Source organism: Microbacterium sp. B19, from assembly GCF_000333395.1.
In the GTDB taxonomy this organism is placed as follows: Bacteria; Actinomycetota; Actinomycetes; order Actinomycetales; family Microbacteriaceae; genus Microbacterium.
Map to the genome: position 1 here is coordinate 1 of NZ_BADA01000035.1, position 18,673 is coordinate 18,673.

Annotated in this window: 19 protein-coding genes and 1 pseudogene; 11 read left to right on the forward strand and 9 right to left on the reverse strand. The window is 70.1% G+C overall.

Annotated elements, in window-relative coordinates; all coding sequences use genetic code 11:
• Positions 1-1,262: alpha-amylase family glycosyl hydrolase (locus I5G_RS19875; protein WP_239642467.1), on the reverse strand; the 1,262-nt coding region annotated here is incomplete at its 3' end.
• A gap of 150 nt (positions 1,263-1,412) precedes the next feature.
• Between I5G_RS19875 and I5G_RS01155 the strand changes: the two genes are divergently transcribed.
• On the forward strand, positions 1,413-2,357 hold the full coding sequence (locus I5G_RS01155; protein ID WP_022877412.1) for a DMT family transporter: 945 nt from the start codon (positions 1,413-1,415) through the stop codon (positions 2,355-2,357).
• A gap of 13 nt (positions 2,358-2,370) precedes the next feature.
• Here I5G_RS01155 and I5G_RS01160 read toward each other — a convergent pair whose 3' ends face one another.
• Together I5G_RS01160 and msrB are read right to left on the reverse strand one after the other, a co-directional pair.
• Positions 2,371-2,940, reverse strand: coding sequence for a nitroreductase family protein (locus I5G_RS01160; RefSeq protein ID WP_022877413.1), 570 nt, complete (start codon positions 2,938-2,940; stop codon positions 2,371-2,373).
• Positions 2,937-3,356 carry a peptide-methionine (R)-S-oxide reductase MsrB gene (gene msrB / locus I5G_RS01165; protein WP_022877414.1) on the reverse strand — a complete coding sequence of 140 codons (420 nt, stop codon included), beginning with the start codon at positions 3,354-3,356 and terminating at the stop codon, positions 2,937-2,939. Before msrB ends, I5G_RS01160 begins: the two co-directional genes overlap by 4 nt.
• Positions 3,357-3,438: 82 nt before the next feature.
• Between msrB and I5G_RS01170 the strand changes: the two genes are divergently transcribed.
• From I5G_RS01170 to groL, 5 genes are all read left to right on the forward strand, one after another.
• A complete protein-coding gene (locus tag I5G_RS01170) occupies positions 3,439-4,431 on the forward strand; it encodes a DUF2332 domain-containing protein (protein WP_026095560.1) in 993 nt (330 codons plus the stop codon).
• A gap of 9 nt (positions 4,432-4,440) precedes the next feature.
• Positions 4,441-4,695, forward strand: a complete 255-nt coding sequence (locus tag I5G_RS01175) for a DUF3263 domain-containing protein (RefSeq protein ID WP_022877416.1) — start codon at positions 4,441-4,443, stop codon at positions 4,693-4,695.
• A gap of 35 nt (positions 4,696-4,730) precedes the next feature.
• Entirely contained in the window at positions 4,731-5,315 is a 585-nt protein-coding gene (locus tag I5G_RS01180; protein ID WP_022877417.1) for a LytR C-terminal domain-containing protein, read from the forward strand.
• 132 nt (positions 5,316-5,447) lie between these two features.
• On the forward strand, positions 5,448-5,651 hold the full coding sequence (locus I5G_RS01185; RefSeq protein WP_022877418.1) for a cold-shock protein: 204 nt from the start codon (positions 5,448-5,450) through the stop codon (positions 5,649-5,651).
• A 176-nt stretch (positions 5,652-5,827) separates the two neighbouring features.
• Entirely contained in the window at positions 5,828-7,447 is a 1,620-nt protein-coding gene (gene groL, locus I5G_RS01190; protein WP_022877419.1) for a chaperonin GroEL, read from the forward strand.
• A gap of 129 nt (positions 7,448-7,576) precedes the next feature.
• Here groL and I5G_RS01195 read toward each other — a convergent pair whose 3' ends face one another.
• The 5 genes from I5G_RS01195 to I5G_RS01215 all read right to left on the reverse strand — a co-directional run bounded on the left by I5G_RS01195 (position 7,577) and on the right by I5G_RS01215 (position 13,831).
• Entirely contained in the window at positions 7,577-9,289 is a 1,713-nt protein-coding gene (locus tag I5G_RS01195) for a cell wall metabolism sensor histidine kinase WalK (protein WP_022877420.1), read from the reverse strand.
• An 88-nt stretch (positions 9,290-9,377) separates the two neighbouring features.
• Positions 9,378-10,070: a response regulator transcription factor gene (locus tag I5G_RS01200; protein WP_022877421.1), complete on the reverse strand. Its 693-nt coding sequence runs from the start codon at positions 10,068-10,070 to the stop codon at positions 9,378-9,380.
• Between the two features lie 70 nt (positions 10,071-10,140).
• Complete coding sequence (locus I5G_RS01205; RefSeq protein WP_022877422.1) at positions 10,141-11,790, reverse strand: DNA repair helicase XPB; 1,650 nt, start codon at positions 11,788-11,790, stop codon at positions 10,141-10,143.
• A gap of 48 nt (positions 11,791-11,838) precedes the next feature.
• Positions 11,839-13,560 carry a helicase-associated domain-containing protein gene (locus tag I5G_RS01210; protein WP_022877423.1) on the reverse strand — a complete coding sequence of 574 codons (1,722 nt, stop codon included), beginning with the start codon at positions 13,558-13,560 and terminating at the stop codon, positions 11,839-11,841.
• Between the two features lies 1 nt (position 13,561).
• Entirely contained in the window at positions 13,562-13,831 is a 270-nt protein-coding gene (locus I5G_RS01215) for a hypothetical protein (RefSeq protein WP_022877424.1), read from the reverse strand.
• 106 nt (positions 13,832-13,937) lie between these two features.
• On the opposite strand from I5G_RS01215, the gene I5G_RS01220 reads away from it, so the two are divergent.
• Both I5G_RS01220 and I5G_RS19880 read left to right on the forward strand, forming a co-directional pair.
• On the forward strand, positions 13,938-14,321 hold the full coding sequence (locus tag I5G_RS01220; RefSeq protein ID WP_026095562.1) for a cold-shock protein: 384 nt from the start codon (positions 13,938-13,940) through the stop codon (positions 14,319-14,321).
• Positions 14,305-14,964 (forward strand): DUF3027 domain-containing protein, encoded by a 660-nt coding sequence (locus I5G_RS19880; RefSeq protein WP_022877426.1) that lies wholly within the window; start codon positions 14,305-14,307, stop codon positions 14,962-14,964. The genes I5G_RS01220 and I5G_RS19880 overlap by 17 nt, the downstream gene beginning before the upstream one ends.
• A 96-nt stretch (positions 14,965-15,060) precedes the next feature.
• Here the strand turns inward: I5G_RS19880 and serC are convergent, their stop codons facing one another.
• Positions 15,061-16,182 carry a phosphoserine transaminase gene (gene serC, locus I5G_RS01230; protein ID WP_022877427.1) on the reverse strand — a complete coding sequence of 374 codons (1,122 nt, stop codon included), beginning with the start codon at positions 16,180-16,182 and terminating at the stop codon, positions 15,061-15,063.
• A 96-nt stretch (positions 16,183-16,278) separates the two neighbouring features.
• Between serC and I5G_RS01235 the strand changes: the two genes are divergently transcribed.
• From I5G_RS01235 to I5G_RS26280, 3 genes and pseudogenes are all read left to right on the forward strand, one after another.
• Positions 16,279-16,977, forward strand: coding sequence for a metal-dependent transcriptional regulator (locus I5G_RS01235; protein ID WP_022877428.1), 699 nt, complete (start codon positions 16,279-16,281; stop codon positions 16,975-16,977).
• Between the two features lie 319 nt (positions 16,978-17,296).
• On the forward strand, positions 17,297-18,208 hold the full coding sequence (locus tag I5G_RS01240) for a M23 family metallopeptidase (protein WP_026095563.1): 912 nt from the start codon (positions 17,297-17,299) through the stop codon (positions 18,206-18,208).
• 337 nt (positions 18,209-18,545) lie between these two features.
• Positions 18,546-18,673 (forward strand): annotated as a pseudogene (locus tag I5G_RS26280) (HNH endonuclease); the annotation flags it as partial.

Sequence of the window (18,673 nt, forward strand, 5' to 3'; positions counted from 1 at the left end):
CCCGTCCGGGGGTTCTCCTGGAAGGGGACGCCGCGCGAGAACGACCCCTCGACGCGTCCGACGTAGAAGTCGTTGAGGAATCGCCGGTGGGGATACCCCTGGATGCCGAGCTCCTCGGCATCCTCGTCCGCGAACGTCCACCCGATGTCGTCGTGACTGCGCACGTAGTTGACCCACGCGGTGCCCTCGGGCAGCCCGTGGCGGCGCTCGAGCGCCTGCTGCAGCAGACGTCCGTCGCGGGTGGCGAGCGACTCCCACGTCAGCGCCATCTGCAGCGGGTTGTACGACAGCTGGCACTCCTCCGGGGAGATGTACGAGACCACCTCGTCCGGGTGCACGATCGCCTCGGACTTGAACAACAAGCTGGGGGCTGCCATCCGCAGCACCGCGTTGAACGCCTGCAGGAGGAGGTGCGCCTCGGGAAGGGACTCGCACGTCGTGCCGAGCCGCTTCCAGATGAAGGCCACGGCATCCATCCGCAGGATCTCCACGCCCTGGTTCGCGAGGAACAGCATCTCCCCGGCCATCGCCTCGAACACCGCGGGGTTGGCGTAGTTCAGGTCCCACTGGAAGTGGTAGAACGTCGCCCAGATCCACCGGCCGTCGGGCAGCTGCACGAACGAGCCGGGGTGGTCGTCGGGGAAGATCTCGCGCGTCGTCCGCTCGTAGGCGTCGGGCATCTCGCGGTCGGGGTAGATGAGGTAGAAGTCCTCGTAGCCCGCCTCTCCGGCGACGGCCTTCTGCGCCCACTCGTGCTCGTTGCTCGTGTGGTTGAAGATGAAGTCGACCACGAGCGAGATGCCCGCCCGGCGCAGTTCCGCGGCGAGGTCGGCGAGCTCCTCCATGGTGCCGAGGGCCGGATTCACGCGCCGGTAGCTCGACACCGCGTAGCCGCCGTCGCTGTTGCCCTCCGGACTCTCGAACAGCGGCATGAGGTGCAGGTACGTCAGCCCCAGCTCGCGGAAGTACGGGATGGACTCCCGGATGCCACGGAGTCCACCCGCATACCGGTCGACGTAGCAGACCCCGCCCAGCATCCGTTCGCTCTCGAACCAGTCCGGGTCGCTCGCGCGGTTCCGGTCCACGTCCTTGAGCTCCTCGGGGCGTGCGTGCCACGAGCGTCGGACGAGGTCGACTACGGATGCCAGTCGCTCGACGCCGTCCGGCCGGTCACCGTAGAGACGCAGGAAGAGGTCGTGCAGCCGAGGGAGGTGCAGTTCGACGCCCGCGAGGAACTCGCGATCGGCGCGCGCGGCGGTCAGCTGGGACAGGATGCCGGAGACGTCGTCGGGACCGGAGCTGAGGTGAGGCACGCGGAAAGCCTCGCGCATCCGGGCGCCGGGGTCCACACCGGCGCGCGGGCACGTACGATCGACGACGGCCCTCGAGAGGAGCGGCCGGGGAGAGGGTCCATGTCTCACCGACGATCACCGGGGATCGCCGTCCTCGGGGCCGTGCTCATCGGGGCGCTCACCGCGCTGCAGGCGCGCGTGAACGGATCGCTCGGCGGCGAGCTCGGCGACGGGGTGCTCGCGGGCGGGGTCTCGTTCGGGTCGGGGCTCGTCGTGGTGCTCATCATCGCTGCGTCGCTGCCGGCCGGTCGGGCCGGGCTGGCTCGTCTGGTCGCGGGGGTGCGCGAACGCTCGATCCCGGCCTGGATGCTGTGGGGCGGCGCCGCGGGCGCGTTCACCGTCGCGTGCCAGGGTCTCGCCGTGCCCACGATCGGCGTCGCCCTGTTCACGGTCGGATTCGTCGCCGGTCAGACCACCGGAGGCCTGCTGCTCGACCGCTTCGGCCACGGGCCTGCCGGCGTGGTGCCGTTCACCGTCCGCCGGGTGATCGGCGCGCTGCTCGCGCTCGCCGGTGTCGCGGTGTCGCTCGCGGGTGACCGGGTGGGCGGCATCCCGGTCTGGATGCTCGTCGTGCCCGTGATCGCGGGGGCGGGCGTCGCGTGGCAGCAGGGCACGAACGGTCGCCTCCGACTGCGGGTGCAGAGCCCGCTGGCGGCGACGGTCGTGAACTTCGCGGGCGGCACGGCCGTGCTCATCGTCGCGGCGCTCGTGCACATCGCCGTGGTGGGCGGCCCGCGAGCGCTGCCCGCCGACCCGTGGCTGTACCTCGGCGGCGCGATCGGCGTCGTCTACATCTTCCTGTCGTCGGTGATCGTGCAGCGTACCGGCGTGCTCGTGCTGGGCCTCGGGTCGGTCGTGGGATTGCTCACGACCTCCGTGATCCTGGATGCCATCTGGCCCGCGCCCGCGGCACCGCCGGTGGCCGTGGCCGTGATCGCCGCGGCGGTGGCGATCAGCGGCGTCGTGGTCGCGGCGGTGCCGTGGCGGAGTCGACGAGCGCGCTGACCGCCGCCGACGGTCAGAGGCGGGTCTCGTCGACCTTTCGGCGCTTCTTGCCACCAGGGAGACGCGAGATGTGCTTCGCGGCATCCACGGTCTTGCGCCGGACCGGACGAGACCGCACCGGCTTTCCGCCCACGTACAGCCACCCCAGCAGCACTTCGCCCTTGGCGAGGCCGTGCGCCTTGGCGAGGACCCGGCTGCGGGTGTTGTCGTCGGTGCGCCAGAACACGCCGAAGCCCGCCTCGTCCAGGGCGAGGCTGAGCATGTGGGCGACGCCCGAAGCGACGGCCTCCTGCTCCCATGCCGGGATCTTCTTCGAGCTCAGGTCGGCGACCACGGCGATGATGAGCGGCGCGCGGCGCGGCTTCGACGACAGGCCCTTCTTGCCGTCGGCCTTGTTCAGCGCGCGGGCGAGGATGTCACGATCGGTGCCCCGGATCTCGATGAGCCGCCACGGCCGAAGCGACTTGTGATCGGCCACGCGACCGGCCGCGGCGACGAACGCCTCGAGCTCGGGGCCGGTCGGGGCGAGGTCGGTGACCTTCGACCACGACCGGCGGTCGCGCATCGCCTCCAGCGCGCTCATGCTCCGTCGGGGGAGGAGTCGGCCGGGGTGAAGCTCAGCGACAGCGAGTTCATGCAGTACCGGTCGCCGGTGGGCGTGCCGAAACCGTCGGGGAAGACGTGACCGAGGTGCGAGCCGCAGTTCGCGCAGCGGACCTCGGTGCGCTGCATGCCGTGGCTGTCGTCCTCGAGCAGCTCGACCGCTTCGGGCCGCACCGACTCGTAGAAGCTCGGCCACCCGCAGTGCGAGTCGAACTTCGTGCCGCTCTGGAACAGCTCGGCACCGCACGCGGCGCAGGTGTAGAGGCCGGCGCGGCTCTCGTCGAGCAGCTCGCCGGTCCAGGCCCGTTCGGTGCCGGCCTGGCGCAGGACCGCGTACTGGTCGGGCGTGAGTTCTGCCCGCCACTGGTCGTCGGACTTTTCGACGGCGTAGGTCATGGATGGTCTCCTTCGTCCCCTCCATTCTCTCGTGTCTCTCCCGGCGCGGGCCGCGTGAAGCCCGTCGCGGCATAATCGCCGGGTGGACCAGGATGCCGTGACCGCCGTCGTCGACCGCTACGGGCGCTTCGCGCGCGACGAGGCGCCGGGACGTTCTCCGGTCTACGAGGCGTGGGCGCGGCGGGTCGCCGCCGACCCGGAGATCGCCGCGGTCCTCGCGCGGATCCCCGACACGCATCGGCAGCCTCCGCTCGTCTTCGCGGTCATGCGCCTGCTCGGAGCGCCGCTGGTGACGGCGGACCCGTGGGCCGCGTGGGTCCTCGCCCACGCGGATGCGATCGTGGCGGAGTCCGAGCGACGCTCCGTCCAGACGAACGAACCGCTGCGGTGCGCGGCGCTCCTGCCGGCGCTGTCGCTCATCGACGGGCCCATCGCACTGATCGAGATCGGCGCGAGCGCGGGGCTGTGTCTGTACCCCGACCGCTACTCGTACCGTTTCGGTTCGGCCGACGGCGTGGTGACGAGCCTCGACCCGGCGGACGGGCCGAGTGCGGTGGTCCTGGAGTCGGACGTCGACGGCGACCCGCCGCTGCGCCTCCCTCAGGTCGTGTGGCGCGCGGGCATCGACCTCCAGCCGCTCGACGCCCGCGATCCCGCCGACCGAGCATGGCTCACCGGGCTGGTCTGGCCGGGGGAGGAGGGCCGGCGCGAGCGCATCACGGCCGCCCTCGACATCGCCGCCGCCGATCCGCCGTTTCTCGTCGCCGGTGACGGAGCCGCGGCGCTGCCGGCGCTCGCGGCGCTCGCCCCGCGCGATGCGACCCTCGTCGTGACGACCCCGGGTGTCCTTGCGCACGTTCCCCGCCGCCATCGCGGTGCGGTGATCGACGCCGCCCGCACCGCGGGGCGATGGGTGACCCTGGATGCCGCGGGCCTCCACGATGCCTGGTGCGAGCCGCCCGCGCTCCGTCCCGGCGGTTTCGCGCTCGCGCTGGACGGAGAGGTCCTCGCCAGCGTCGACCCGCTCGGGGCCTGGGTGGCGTGGCATCCGGGATCCGCGGCTCACCCGCAGTAGCGTGACGGTGTGGCTCTCTCCGATCGTGACCGTGCATTCCTCGCCTTCGAGGGTGAGTGGCGTCGGCACGGAGGTGCGAAGGAAGAGGCGATCCGCGCGGAGTTCGACCTGGCGCCGGCCCGTTATTACCAACTGCTGGGGCGCCTGCTCGACGACCCCGAGGCTCTCGCCACCGACCCCATGCTGGTGCGACGCCTGCGCCGTCGCCGTGACGAGGCGGCGCAGCAGCACCGCGCACGTCTGGGGCGCGCAGCTGCCCACTGAGGGTCGCCACAGAATCCGACCGATAACATCGTCCAATGCCCAGATCGACCTTCCCTCGGGATCGCTTCGACGACCTTCCGGCTGAGGGGGGTCGCGTCGGCGCCCACCGGGCGCAGCGCCCGCGCTCCCGTGGCTGGGCGGTCTTCTTCTGGGCGTTGCTGGCGACGGTCGTCCTGATCATCGTCGGCGTTTTCGGCGTTCTGGTGGCGTCCGGTCGTATCTCGCTCGGCGGTGAGGCCGAGCCGACCCCGACCCCCACCGAAACCACGCCGGCCGCGATCGACACGTCGTACTCGGTGCTCGTGCTCAACGGCACCGGGAACGCCGGGCTCGCCGGCGACCTCCGCGACCGGATCGTCGCGCTCGGATGGTCGGGCGACGCCGTGCAGACGGGGGACTCCGACACGACCGACTTCGCGACGACGACGGTCTACTACCGCGGTCCCGAAGATGCAGAGGCCGCGCGTGGGCTCGCCGACGCGATCGGCGGGGCGGAGATCGCCCAGAGCGACTTCCTGCAGCCCACGGACGACCCGAACACGTCCGGCGACGAGAGCGCCGAGAAGCGTCTGGTCGTGGTCATCGGACTCGATCGCGCGGCCGGTCAGCCCACTCCCTGACCCTCGTTCCGCCGCGTGTTTCCGCGGCGTAAAAAGTTGGCTGCCGCCGTGTCAACAATGCCCGCGCGGGCCGGAATCACGCGGCTCCCCGTGCTTACGATGACCTCGTCGTTCAGCAACAGGAGAGTTCGCATGGCCCAGGGCACCGTCAAATGGTTCAACGCCGAGAAGGGGTACGGCTTCATCACCGTGACCGACGGCCAGGACGTCTTCGTCCACTACTCCAACATCGAGATGTCCGGCTTCCGGGTCCTCGAGGAGGGCCAGGCCGTCGAGTTCACGGTCGGGTCCGGCCAGAAAGGTCCTCAGGCCGAGTCGGTCCGCCTGATCGCCTGACCTCCTCTCGCTTCGCACACGCCGCGGTCCCCGCTCTCGGGGGCCGCGGCGTCGTCGTGCTCCGGGCCCTTCGCGTGGCTTGCACTCCCCAGGGGCGAGTGCCAGAATGAGTTAGCACTCGCTTTCGTCGAGTGCCAAAATCTGGAAGTCACCCGTCCGGGAGGGACGACACACTTATGGCAAAGATCATCGCTTTCGACGAAGAGGCCCGCCGTGGCCTCGAGCGTGGCCTCAACACGCTGGCCGACGCCGTCAAGGTGACCCTGGGCCCCCGCGGTCGCAACGTCGTGCTCGAGAAGAAGTGGGGCGCCCCCACGATCACGAACGACGGCGTCTCGATCGCCAAGGAGATCGAGCTCGACGACCCGTACGAGAAGATCGGCGCTGAGCTGGTCAAGGAGGTCGCCAAGAAGACCGACGACGTCGCCGGTGACGGAACGACCACCGCGACCGTTCTCGCCCAGGCGCTCGTGCGCGAGGGCCTGCGCAACGTCGCGGCCGGTGCCGACCCCATCTCGCTCAAGAAGGGCATCGAGAAGGCCGTCAAGGCCGTCACCGACGAGCTGCTCGCCTCGGCCAAGGAGGTCGAGTCGAAGGAGCAGATCGCCGCGACCGCGTCGATCTCCGCCGCCGACCCCGCGATCGGCGAGCTCATCGCCGAGGCCATCGACAAGGTCGGCAAGGAGGGTGTGGTCACCGTCGAGGAGTCCAACACCTTCGGCACCGAGCTCGAGCTCACCGAGGGCATGCGCTTCGACAAGGGCTACATCAACCCCTACTTCGTCACCGACCCCGAGCGCCAGGAAGCGGTCTTCGAAGACCCCTACATCCTGATCGCGAACCAGAAGATCTCGAACATCAAGGACCTTCTGCCCATCGTCGACAAGGTGATCCAGGAGGGCAAGGAGCTCCTCATCATCGCCGAGGACGTCGAGGGCGAGGCTCTCGCGACGCTCGTGCTCAACAAGATCCGCGGCATCTTCAAGTCGGTCGCCGTCAAGGCTCCCGGCTTCGGCGACCGCCGCAAGGCGCAGCTGCAGGACATCGCGATCCTGACCGGCGGCCAGGTCATCACCGAAGAGGTGGGCCTCAAGCTCGAGAACGCCACCGTCGACCTGCTCGGCCGTGCGCGCAAGGTCATCATCACCAAGGACGAGACGACCATCGTCGAGGGTGCCGGTGACTCCGCTCAGATCGAGGGTCGCGTGACCCAGATCCGCCGCGAGATCGAGAACACCGACAGCGACTACGACCGCGAGAAGCTCCAGGAGCGTCTCGCCAAGCTCGCCGGCGGCGTCGCCGTCATCAAGGCGGGTGCGGCCACCGAGGTCGAGCTGAAGGAGCGCAAGCACCGCATCGAGGACGCCGTCCGCAACGCCAAGGCCGCTGTGGAAGAGGGTGTCGTCGCCGGTGGTGGCGTCGCGCTCATCCAGGCCGGCAAGACCGCGCTCGCGAACCTCCAGCTCTCGGGTGACGAGGCCACCGGTGCGAACATCGTCCGCGTCGCCATCGAGGCTCCGCTCAAGCAGATCGCGCTCAACGCCGGTCTCGAGCCGGGCGTCGTCGCCAACAAGGTGTCCGAGCTCCCCGTGGGCCACGGCCTCAACGCGGCGACCGGCGAGTACGGTGACCTGTTCGCCCAGGGCATCATCGACCCCGCCAAGGTGACGCGCTCCGCGCTGCAGAATGCCGCGTCGATCGCCGGTCTCTTCCTCACGACCGAGGCCGTCGTCGCCGACAAGCCCGAGAAGGTCGCCGCTCCCGCGGGCGACCCGACCGGTGGCATGGACTTCTGATCCCCGCCTAGGCACGAAAGAACGCCCCCTCCTTCGGGAGGGGGCGTTCTTTCGTGTCACAGCCCCGCTGGCTTCGGGCGAATGTCCGCGCACGCGGGGTCGTGGCGTGCACATGCCCGGAGTCAGCGGCTACTGGTCCGTGACCTCGGGGTTCACAGCCTCCGGGAGGCGCTCCAGCGGCTGCGTCGTGATGAGGGCGTGCTCGCTGGCATCCCGACGCTCCGCGAGCGGCAGCGAGACGCGGAACGTGGCGCCACCCCCGGGCGTATCCGTCACCTCGACCGTCCCGTGCAGGAGATCGACGATGGATGCCACGATCGACAGGCCGAGTCCCGACCCGCCCGTCTCGCGCGTCCGTGACGTGTCCGCGCGCCAGAACCGCTGGAAGATCTGCTCCCGGATCTGCTCGGGGACGCCCTCGCCGTGGTCGATGACCTCGATCCATCCCATGTCGGTGGCGGCATCCACGCCCACGCGCAGGCCGATGGGGGAGTCGTCCGGCGTGAAGCGGCGGGCGTTGCCGAGGAGGTTCGCGACGACCTGACGCACGCGGTTCTCGTCACCGAGCACGATGGGGGCGAGGCTCGGCATCCGCTGGGGTCCCGACGAGACCTCCCTCTCGTGCGCATCCGCCTCGGTGCCCGCGGTCGCGTCGCCGGCGTCGCGGCGCCGACGCAGCCGCGAGAGCGTCGCCCCGGCGATCGCCATCGCCGACGTGGTGGGTGCCGTCCGCCGGCGACTGGATGCCGCGGCCGCCCCGTCCGCGGGCTGTTCGGCGTCCAGGGTCATCACGGGCAGGACGATCGCGGCACGGCTCGTCGTGTCGTCCACCGTGACCTCGCGCTGCGGGGACGTCACGCGCAGATCGAGGGCGGCATCCTTCGCGATCGGCCGCAGATCGAGCGTCGTGATCGCGACGTCGCGCCGTTCGTCGAGGCGAGCGAGCGCCAGGAGGTCTTCCACCAGCGCTCCCATGCGGATCGCTTCCTTCTCGATGCGCTCCATTGCCTGCGCGACGTCTTCGTCGGAGCGGATCGCACCCATCCGGTACAGCTCGGCGTACCCGCGCATCGTGACGAGGGGGGTGCGCAGCTCGTGGCTGGCATCCCCGATGAACCGCCGCATCTGGCGCACCGTGGCATCCCGCTGGTTGAGGGCGCCGTCGATGCGGGCGAGCATCGCGTTGATCGCGGTCTTGAGGCGACCCACCTCGGTGTCGGGGACGATGTCGGTCAGTCGCTGGCTGAAGTCGCCCGCCGCGATGTCCATGGCGGTCGTCTCCACCTGCCCGAGACTGCGGAACGTCAGCGTCACGAGCGCGCGCGTCAGCAGGGCGCTGGCGATGAGGATCAGCAGGGCCACGAACCCGTAGATGCCCACGTACGCCGCGACGATCCGGTCGGTCGGCGCGAGCGGCTGGATCACCATCTGCGTGTACACGCCGTTGTAGCCGGGGAGCACGAGTTGCCCCACGCGCGCGAGGAAGTGCTGACCGGAAACGGGATCCTCGAGCTCGATGCGCCGGTCGACCTGGCTGTAGGTCTGTTCGACCGTGAACGTGTCGGGGAGTTCGGGCACGGTCTTCATCGCCGTGCCGTTGTAGAACGCCTTGCGGGCGCCGTCGGGGGCGTACACGGCGACCATCGAGCCGATCTGCGGGGCGTTCTCGACCTGCGTGAACCGCGGCTCGCCGTCGACCTGGTCGGTGACGAAGATGCTGTTGGCGATGTTGCCGGCGGCCTGCTGCCCCAGCTGTTCGTCGAGGTTGTTGATGAGCGTGGTGCGCAGGAACACCAGGGTGCCGATGCCCGCGGCGATGAGCCCCACCGCCAGCAGGGTCACCGTGACGCCGGTGACCTTCGTGCGAAGGCTCAGCCGGCGCCACCAGTGCGTCAGGGCATCGTCGGATTTCTCCAGGATCGCGCTCCGCTCAGGCGCTCTTGCCGGACTTCAGCATGTAGCCGAAGCCGCGCTTGGTCTGGATGAGGGGCTCGGAGGAGTGCGGGTCGATCTTGCGGCGCAGGTACGAGATGTAGCTCTCGACGATTCCCGCGTCGCCGTTGAAGTCGTACTCCCACACGTGATCGAGGATCTGCGCCTTCGAGAGCACGCGGTTGGGGTTCAGCATCAGATAGCGGAGCAGCTTGAACTCCGTCGGGCTCAGGTCGATCGAGACGTCGCCGACGCTGACGTCGTGCGTGTCCTGGTCCATCGTGAGCTCGCCCGTGCGGATCACCGACTCCTCGTCCGCCTGCATCGTGCGGCGGAGGATGGCCTGGATGCGCGCGACGATCTCGTCGAGGCTGAACGGCTTCGTGACGTAGTCGTCACCGCCCGCGTTCAGGCCCGTGATCTTGTCCTCGGTCTCGTCCTTCGCGGTGAGGAAGAGGATCGGGGCGGTGTATCCGGCCCCGCGGAGGCGCTTCGTGACGCTGAACCCGTTCATGTCGGGGAGCATCACGTCGAGCACGATGAGGTCGGGTTCCTCCTCGAGGACCGCGGAGATGGTCTGCGCGCCGTTGGCGACGGCCCGGACCTGGAATCCGGCGAAACGCAGGCTCGTGATGAGCAGGTCGCGGATGTTGGGTTCGTCGTCGACGACGAGGATGCGCGGTGCTGTCATGCGCCCCATTATCGTGACTTCACTCAGGGAAGTGCTGGATGTCGCAAGAAACGCCGCGTCCTGGTAGGGCTCAGGCGGCCGCAGCGCCGATCCCCTCGGCATCCAGGATCGTGTAGGCGTAGCCCTGTTCGGCGAGGAATCGCTGACGGTTCTGCGCGAAATCCTGGTCGACGGTGTCGCGCGCGATGAGCGTGTAGAAGCTCGCCGTGTGCCCCGACTGCTTGGGGCGGAGCAGACGTCCGAGACGCTGCGCCTCCTCCTGACGCGACCCGAACGACCCCGACACCTGCACCGCGACGGAGGCCTCGGGGAGGTCGACCGAGAAGTTCGCGACCTTGGAGACGACCAGCAGCGAAATCGAGCCCTCGCGGAACGCCTGGAACAGCTCTTCCCGCTCCGCGACGGGCGTGGCGCCCGTGATCTTCGGCGCGTTCAGGGCTTCCGACAGCTCGTCGATCTGGTCGAGGTACTGCCCGATCACGAGCACGCGTTCGCCCGGATGCCGGTCCACCAGACGCTTCACGACGTCGATCTTCGCGGGCGCGGTGGCCGCCAGGCGGTAACGCTCCTCGTCGGCTGCGGCCGCGTATTCGAGACGCTCATCGGCCGGGAGGTCGATGCGGACTTCGTAGCACGCGGCGGGGGAGATGTAGCCCTGGGCCTCGATCTCCTTCCACGGCGCATCGAAGCGCTTGGGGCCGATGAGGCTGAAGACATCGCCCTCGCGGCCGTCCTCCCTCACCAGGGTCGCCGTCAGACCGAGGCGGCGACGCGCCTGCAGGTCGGCCGTGAGCTTGAACACCGGGGCGGGCAGCAGGTGCACCTCGTCGTAGAGCACCAGGCCCCAGTCGAGTGCGTCGAGGAGGGCGAGGTGGGCGTACTTCCCGCCGCGCTTGGCGGTGAGGATCTGGTACGTCGCGATCGTGACCGGCTTGATCTCCTTGGACTGGCCGGAGTACTCGCCGATCTCCTCGGGAGTCAGGCTCGTGCGGCGAAGCAGCTCGTCGCGCCACTGGCGGGCGCTGACGGTGTTGGTGACGAGGATGAGCGTCGTCGTGCGCGTCTCGGCCATCGCACCGGCGCCGACCAGCGTCTTGCCCGCGCCACACGGAAGGACGACGACGCCGGACCCACCCTCGGAGAAGGACTCGACCGCCTGGCGCTGGTACGGGCGCAGGTTCCAGCCGTCCTCCGCAAGATCGATCGGGTGCGGGGTCCCGGGGGTGTACCCGGCCAGGTCTTCGGCCGGCCAGCCGATCTTGAGCAGCTCCTGCTTGATGTGCCCGCGGGCCCACGCGTCGACGGTGTAGCTGTCCGGGGTGGGGTGGCCGATGAGAAGCGGCGAGATGCGCTTGTTGCGCGAGACTTCGCCGAGGACGGCGGGGTCGGTCGAGCGCAGGACGAGCGCCCCCTCCTCGTCGCGCTCGATGACGAGTCGGCCGTAGCGACCGACGGTCTCGCGGATGTCGGTGCTCACCGAGGCCGGGACCGGGAATCGCGACCAGCGGTCCAGCGTCTGGAGCATCGCGTCCGCGTCGTGCCCGGCCGCCCGGGCGTTCCACAGACCGAGGCGCGTGATGCGGTAGGTGTGGATGTGCTCGGGCGCACGCTCGAGCTCGGCGAACACCGCGAGCTCGTGCCGCGCGGTCTCCGCGTCGGGATGCGCGACTTCGAGGAGCACCGTGCGGTCGCTCTGGACGATGAGGGGGCCGTCAGCCATAGCGTTCGATTCTACCGGTGCGCCGGGGGCGGCGTCGTCGCCGGTCGCTCAGGAGACGGGGCTGACCGAGTCGATGTGCGACAGCGGCAGGGTGCGCTCCACATCCGCGGCGCGGTCCCTGCCACGCAGACGTCCGCCGCCGAGACCGGTCGCCTCCAGCCGGAACACGCGGGCGGAACCGTCCGGAAGACGTACCGTGACGTCGACCACGGCGCGGGCGCGCACCGCCTGGTCGAGTTCGCGCTCCAGCCATGCGGCATCCGAGTCCTCGCCACCGGCGCGCAGGCGGGCGATCAGCGGTGCGTAGACGTCGGTCGGCGTCTCGTGCGTCTCCGCGGCGGCCAGCCTTGCACGGTCCACCGCGCGGGGGCGGCCGTCCTCGTCGACCGCAACGGCGGGGTACCGGGCGTCGGTGAGCGCCCAGAAGACGACGTCGGCGGCGACGTGCGTGATGAGCTCGTCGCCCGATCGGGTCAGAGCCACGGAGCGGAGCGACGTGTCGACCTCCATCGAGCGCAGCAGAGTCTCGTCATCGGTACGGACGGTGGTGAGACCGGATGCCGTGTCGGCGGTGACCCGGACGCGACCGTGTTCGGCCGAGGTGCGCTCGATGACATAGGCCAGCGGCTGCGGGAGCCCGGTGAGGGAGATCCCGGTCAGGAACTCGCGCAGGCTGTCCGCGGTCTCGCCGCCGGTGATGGCCGCGCCGATCGTGGCGGCGCTGAACCGGTAGCTCGAGGCCTGCGCACGCGATTCGCGCGCTGCCATGCTGCGCAGCCGCACATCGAGGTGCGGGGCGAGCGGTCCCGGCGCGATGGCCGTGAGGTCGTTCTGCAGATAGACGCGGTCCACCTCGGGCGGGAGCAGCGCGCTGAGCGCCGACACGTCGACGTCGGCGCCCTCGGAGAGTCCCCGTCCCCACGGGGGGACGGCGCCGTGTTCGTCGAGCAGTCCCCAGGCGCGGAGGCGGTGCGTCCACCGCGAGGCGCGTTCGGGCCCCGCGGGGTCGAAGGGCGTCGCCGTGGACCAGGTGGCCTGTGGCATCCATCCGCCGTCCGGTGTGCGGTACGCGCGGGGGAGCTCGTCGCGCAGCGCCCGGGCGGTCGTCGCCCACCGTTCGAGGGTGGGGAGTCGCAGCCACGCGCGACCGGAAGCCGTCACGAGCCACGCGCGGCCGTTGGTGCCGAGGAGCCCGGTCCGCGCGGCCATGCCCACGAGCAGGTCGGCCTCCTCCGGGGTCGCGGCGGCTCCGGCATCCACGAGTCGGCGGCGCTCGCCCGCCCCGAGCGAACCCGAGCCGATCCGCCCGAGCGGAGACTCCAGGGTCAGCAGGAGGACGTCGGCCAGCGCGGCGGCGTGCGTGAACGCCGACTCGGCCGCGGCGGCGTCGTCCGATGCCGGGAGCGGGGCGGGGGCGGGGGCGTCAGGAAGTCCGTCCGCCGCAGCGTCGCGCACCGCGGTCGCGACCACGGTGTACGGCAGCCCCTCTCCGTCGACGAGCGCGCGGCGGTGCAGGGCCTCGCGGGCGCCGTCCGGAACCGGGATGCCGTCGACCGCCGCCGCAACGAGGGCGTCGGCCTCCGCGCGGTCCAGGAGGGGAAGGGCTCGGGCGACGGAGGCGGGGTCGAGGAGGGCGTCCGCGGCGTCGAACATGTCGCGCCACGTCGCCGACTCGGACACGTGGCGATCGGCGAGGAGAGCGGCCAGGACCCCGTCGTCGAGAGCGCTCAGCGAGACCGCCAGCGCACGTTGGTCGGAGGTCTCGGGCACGTCAGCGTCCCTTGTTGGCGCGTGCCCTTCGCACGAAACTCATGATGAGCACGGCCATCATCATGAGGAAGGCGATCGGGAGCGCGACCAGGGGCAGCACCACGATGGTCGGCCAGATGCCTTCACCGAAGTTCGTGACGCCGGCGGGCCGCGCGAGGATCACGATGAAGAAGCACACGATCGAGACGATCCCCAGGCCCAGCGACATGAAAGCCAGGATGCGATCGATGCGACGGATCGGGACATCGCCGTCGGGGGTGCGCGTGCTCATCGTCGTCAGCCTAGTGCCTGGCGGGCGTGCCGTAGGCTGAGGGGCCGGGATCCGATCGGGTTCCGTGTTCCGCCGCGCGATCGCGCACACATTCAGCGAGGTGTCCATGCCCACCGGCAAGGTCAGGTTCTACGACGAAGAGAAGGGCTTCGGCTTCGTCACCACCGACGACGGCCAGGACGTGTTCCTGCACGCCACCGCCCTGCCCGCCGGGACACCCGCCCCCAAAGCCGGCACGCGTCTGGAGTTCGGCGTCGCGGACGGCAAGCGCGGGCTCCAGGCCCTCTCGGTGCGTGTGCTCGAAGCTCCCGTCAGCATGGCGAAGCGGTCCCGCAAGCCCGCCGACGACATGGCGATCATCGTCGAGGACCTCGTGAAGCTCCTCGACGGCATCGGCGGCGACCTGCGCCGCGGTCGCTACCCCAGCGGCGCGCACGCCAAGAAGATCGCTGCGGTCCTGCGCAAGGTCGCCGATGACTTCGAAGCCTGAGCCCGTCGCCGACGAGCGACTGCTCCACGCACACGACCTCGCGCTGTCCGCGCTGCGCGAGATCACCCCGGCCGACACGATCGGACCCCCGGCGGGCCACGTGGTGGAGGCCGACGACGTCGTCTCGCTGCGGTTCCACACGCGCCTCGCGGGATACCCGGGCTGGCACTGGACCGTGACGATCGCCGTGGTGGAGGACTCCGAGCCGACGGTTCTCGAAGCGGAACTGCTGCCCGGTGAAGGCGCGCTGCTCGCCCCGGACTGGGTCCCGTGGGCGAAGCGCCTCGCGGAGTACCAGGCGGCGCAGGCCGCCGCCGCTGCCGCGGGCGAGGAGTCCGACGACGACCTCGACGACCAGGACGACCTGGACGACGAGGACGACGACCTGGACGACGAGTCGGACGACGAGGACGATTCGGACGACGATGAGGACGAGGAGCCGAAGGCGCGGTTGCACGCCGGCGACCTCGACGGCGTCGACATCGACGAACTCGACGACTCGGCGGACGGCGAGGACGGCTCCGACGAGGATGACGACTCCGACGACGACGATGACTCCGATGAGGACGATTCGGACGAGGAAGACGACGACTCGGACGAAGACGACTTCGACGACGACGACGAGCACGAACGCAGCTACTGAACCGCGCGCACCCCGTCGGGGTGTCGGCATCCGGGTCCGGCGTGAACGACGGAAGCCGCCCCGCGGCGGCGGGACGGCTTCCTGTGCGATGCGAGGTCAGGCCTGCGGCAGGCGCTCGATCGTGTAGTCGATCGCGCCGATGAGGCGTCGGACGTCCTCCGGCTCGATCGAGACGAACGTCGCGATGCGCAGCTGGTTGCGGCCGAGCTTGCGATACGGCTCGGTGTCGACGATGCCGTTCGCGCGCAGGCTCTTCGCGATCGCCGCAGCGTCGATCGAGTCGTCGAAGTCGACCGTGACGACGACGGGGGAGCGGTCGGCGGGATCGGCGACGAACGGCGTCGCGACCTCGCTCGCCTCGGCCCACGCGTAGAGAGCCGAGGAGGACTCCGCCGTGCGGGCACCGGCCCAGCTGAGGCCGCCGTTGTCGAGGATCCAGCCCAGCTGCTCGTCGAGGAGGAGGAGCGTCGCGAGCGCCGGAGTGTTCAGCGTCTGCTGCAGCCGCGAGTTGTCGACCGCGTTCTTCAGGCTCAGGAACTCGGGGATGTACCGACCGGATGCCGCGATGCGCTCGATCCGCTCGATCGCGGCCGGTGACACCGCCGCGTACCAGAGGCCGCCGTCCGAGCCGAGGTTCTTCTGCGGCGCGAAGTAGTAGACGTCTGCCTCGGCGACGTCGAAATCGATGCCGCCCGCGGCGCTCGTCGCGTCGATGACCGTCAGGGCTCCGGCATCCCCGTGCACGCGCGTGACGGGTGCGGCGACGCCCGTGGAGGTCTCGTTGTGCGGCCACGCGTACACGTCGATGCCCTCGACGGCCTCGAAGGCGGCCCGGGTGCCCGGCTCGGCGCGGCGCACGTCGGGTGCCTGCAGCCAGGGCGCGGCGGCCGCGGCGGCGAACTTGCCGCCGAACTCGCCCGACACCAGATTCTGGCTGCGGTTCTCGATGAGACCGAAGGCCGCGGCATCCCAGAATGCCGTCGACCCGCCGTTGCCGAGGAGGATCTCGTACCCCTCGGGCAGGCGGAACAGCTCGGCGAGGCGCTCGCGTGTGCTGGCGACGAGGTTCTTGACGGGCGCCTGGCGGTGCGAGGTTCCGAGGATCGAGGCGCCGCGGGTGACGAGCGCTTCGAGCTGCGCACCGCGCACCTTCGAAGGGCCGCATCCGAAGCGTCCGTCGGTGGGCAGGAGGTCGGCGGGAAGGTCCACGTGCGGCATGCGTCGATTCTAGGGCGGGGGTCGGACGCGACCGGCGCGTGTGTCGGACGGGGTCGGTAGGCTGGGAACACCGCCACGACGCCCGAGGACAGCTGAATGACCGATCTCATCGACACCACCGAGATGTACCTGCGCACGATCCTCGAGCTCGAAGAGGAGAACATCGTTCCGCTCCGCGCGCGGATCTCGGAGCGTCTGGGGCACTCGGGTCCCACGGTCTCGCAGACCGTCGGTCGGATGGAGCGCGACGGTCTCGTCGTCGTCTCCGAAGATCGGCGTCTCGAACTGACCGGCGACGGGCGCCAGAAGGCCGTCGACGTCATGCGCAAGCACCGTCTCGCCGAACGCCTTCTCAGCGATGTCATCGGGCTCGACTGGGCCTATGTCCACGACGAGGCCTGCCGCTGGGAACACGTCATGAGCGAGCAGGTCGAGCGCCGACTCGTCGAGCTGCTCGGCCACCCGACCGAGTCGCCGTATGGCAATCCGATCCCGGGGCTGGACCAGCTGGGCGACGTCGCGAGCGCCACCTTCGAAGAGGGCGTCGTCGGACTCGTGCGCAAGCTGACGGATGCCGGTGGGCCCATCTCCGGCACGGTTCGCCGTCTCGCCGAGCCGGCGCAGGTCGATCCCGAACTCCTGCAGCAGCTGAAGGCGGCGGGCGTCCTTCCCGGTGCGCGGGGGAGCTACCGCTTCAACGAGGGCTACGTCCTGGTCGAGATGGACGGGGTCGAGGACGGACTCGAACTGCCGGTCGAGGTCGCCTCGCACATCTTCCTCGTCAACGAAGCCTGACCCTCGTCGTCGCCGCGGGGCCAGATCACGCCCCGAGCGACCCGACGCCCACGGCGATCCGGCCCGTGTGACGCAGTTCGTCAGCGCGTGACGTCGGGAGTCGTCGCAACCCGGCCATCGCCTGCACGCGGGGGTACCAGGCGTGACAGTTTCGTTATGTTCGGGTAGCCTCGAAAGGTCCACAGGCGAGAAGCCCGCCGTCGGACCCCTCGCGGTTTGCCTCACCGGCTCGTCGTCCGCAGAGGGTGAAGCCCGCACATCGTGCCCACAATCGAGTGCTGACGAGCCAGCGTACGGACGCAGAGGCGCCGGAGGAAACTTGGCTGAACACACCGATCCCGTCGCGGACTTGCCCGAGGTCCCCGCAACGGGTCAGACTCGAAAGAGCGCGCGTGCCGCGGTCACCCGACCCGCTGCCCGCCCCCCGCGGAAGCCCGCTGTCGCGTCGTCGACGGTCGCGCGTACCGCTCCCACCCCGAGCTCGTCGTCGTTCCGGCGCAACACGAAGCCGCTGCGCAGCGCCGTGATCCTGTCGATGGTCGCCGGGCTGGTCGCGACGGTGGCCATCCCCGCCTACGCCGCGTCGCTGCCGGCGGCCGAGACGGTGACGCTGCAGGAGATGTCGGCCCCCGACAACCAGTCGCTCGTCGTCGCCTCGAACGCGAACGCCGAAACCCTGGATCGCAGCAGCTACTCCGCCACGACGGCGGAGGAGATCCAGAAGAAGAAGGATCAGGAGGCCGCCGCGGCCGCCGCTGCCGAGCGTGCCCGGCAGCTCGCTGCCAGCGCGAACGTCGCCGTCTCCTCGGTCAACCTGAACATGACCGCGCCCGGCTCCGGCGAGGTGCGCTGGCCCCTGACCAGCTACATCCTGGGCCGTGGCCTGTGGGACTCGGGCTACCACCAGGGCGTCGACCTCCTCGCGCCGCAAGGCCAGCCGATCTTCGCCGCCGCCGCCGGCGTGGTGAAGGTGTCGTCCGAGAGCTACGGCGGCTACGGCGTGGGCATCGTCATCGAGCACGTCATCAACGGACAGAGGGTCTCCACGACCTACGGCCACATGACCTACGGCAGCCGCCAGGTCCAGGCGGGCGACACGGTCGCCGCCGGCCAGCTCATCGGCCTCGTCGGCTCGACCGGCAGCTCGACCGCCAACCACCTGCACTTCGAGGTGCACATCAACGGTTCCGTGGTCGACCCGTACGCCTGGCTCCAGCAGAACGCGGGCTGATCGCGCATCACAGACGGCGTGCCGGAGACGATCGTTCTCCGACACGCCGTCTGTCGTTTCCCTGTGGAGCGGACCCCGGGCGTGTCGCGGTGGGTTAGCCTGTTCGCGACGTCGGGAGAACCGAAGGGAACGCTGATGGACACCATGCCTCGCATCCGCACCATGGATGCGCTCGGGCTGCTCGTCCTTCGGCATCGTGTGAGCGGATGCCGCGGCCTCACCGCGACTTCTGGGGCGCTGTCTGCATAGACAGCGCCTTTTTTCATGCCCCAGCGCCTCTTCCACCGTCGCGAGTCGAACATCCGAGAAGCCGTCTCGGCCATTCGAAAGGAACGGAATGCGCACACTGGTGCTGAACGCGGGCTACGAACCGCTCGCCGTCGTGTCGTTCAAGCGGCCCCTGGTGCTCGTGATGAACGAGAAGGCCACCGTCGTCGAACGCGTGGACGGTGATCCCGTCTGGGC

Bases quoted from the DNA above. Each gene is read 5' to 3' on its own strand.
- I5G_RS01155 (WP_022877412.1), top strand. From the start codon at position 1,413: ATGTCTCACCGACGATCACCGGGGATCGCCGTCCTCGGGGCCGTGCTC.
- I5G_RS01160 (WP_022877413.1), bottom strand. From the start codon at position 2,940: ATGAGCGCGCTGGAGGCGATGCGCGACCGCCGGTCGTGGTCGAAGGTC.
- msrB (WP_022877414.1), bottom strand. From the start codon at position 3,356: ATGACCTACGCCGTCGAAAAGTCCGACGACCAGTGGCGGGCAGAACTC.
- I5G_RS01180 (WP_022877417.1), top strand. From the start codon at position 4,731: ATGCCCAGATCGACCTTCCCTCGGGATCGCTTCGACGACCTTCCGGCT.
- I5G_RS01185 (WP_022877418.1), top strand. From the start codon at position 5,448: ATGGCCCAGGGCACCGTCAAATGGTTCAACGCCGAGAAGGGGTACGGC.
- groL (WP_022877419.1), top strand. From the start codon at position 5,828: ATGGCAAAGATCATCGCTTTCGACGAAGAGGCCCGCCGTGGCCTCGAG.
- I5G_RS01200 (WP_022877421.1), bottom strand. From the start codon at position 10,070: ATGACAGCACCGCGCATCCTCGTCGTCGACGACGAACCCAACATCCGC.
- I5G_RS01205 (WP_022877422.1), bottom strand. From the start codon at position 11,790: ATGGCTGACGGCCCCCTCATCGTCCAGAGCGACCGCACGGTGCTCCTC.
- I5G_RS01215 (WP_022877424.1), bottom strand. From the start codon at position 13,831: ATGAGCACGCGCACCCCCGACGGCGATGTCCCGATCCGTCGCATCGAT.
- I5G_RS01220 (WP_026095562.1), top strand. From the start codon at position 13,938: ATGCCCACCGGCAAGGTCAGGTTCTACGACGAAGAGAAGGGCTTCGGC.
- I5G_RS19880 (WP_022877426.1), top strand. From the start codon at position 14,305: ATGACTTCGAAGCCTGAGCCCGTCGCCGACGAGCGACTGCTCCACGCA.
- serC (WP_022877427.1), bottom strand. From the start codon at position 16,182: ATGCCGCACGTGGACCTTCCCGCCGACCTCCTGCCCACCGACGGACGC.
- I5G_RS01235 (WP_022877428.1), top strand. From the start codon at position 16,279: ATGACCGATCTCATCGACACCACCGAGATGTACCTGCGCACGATCCTC.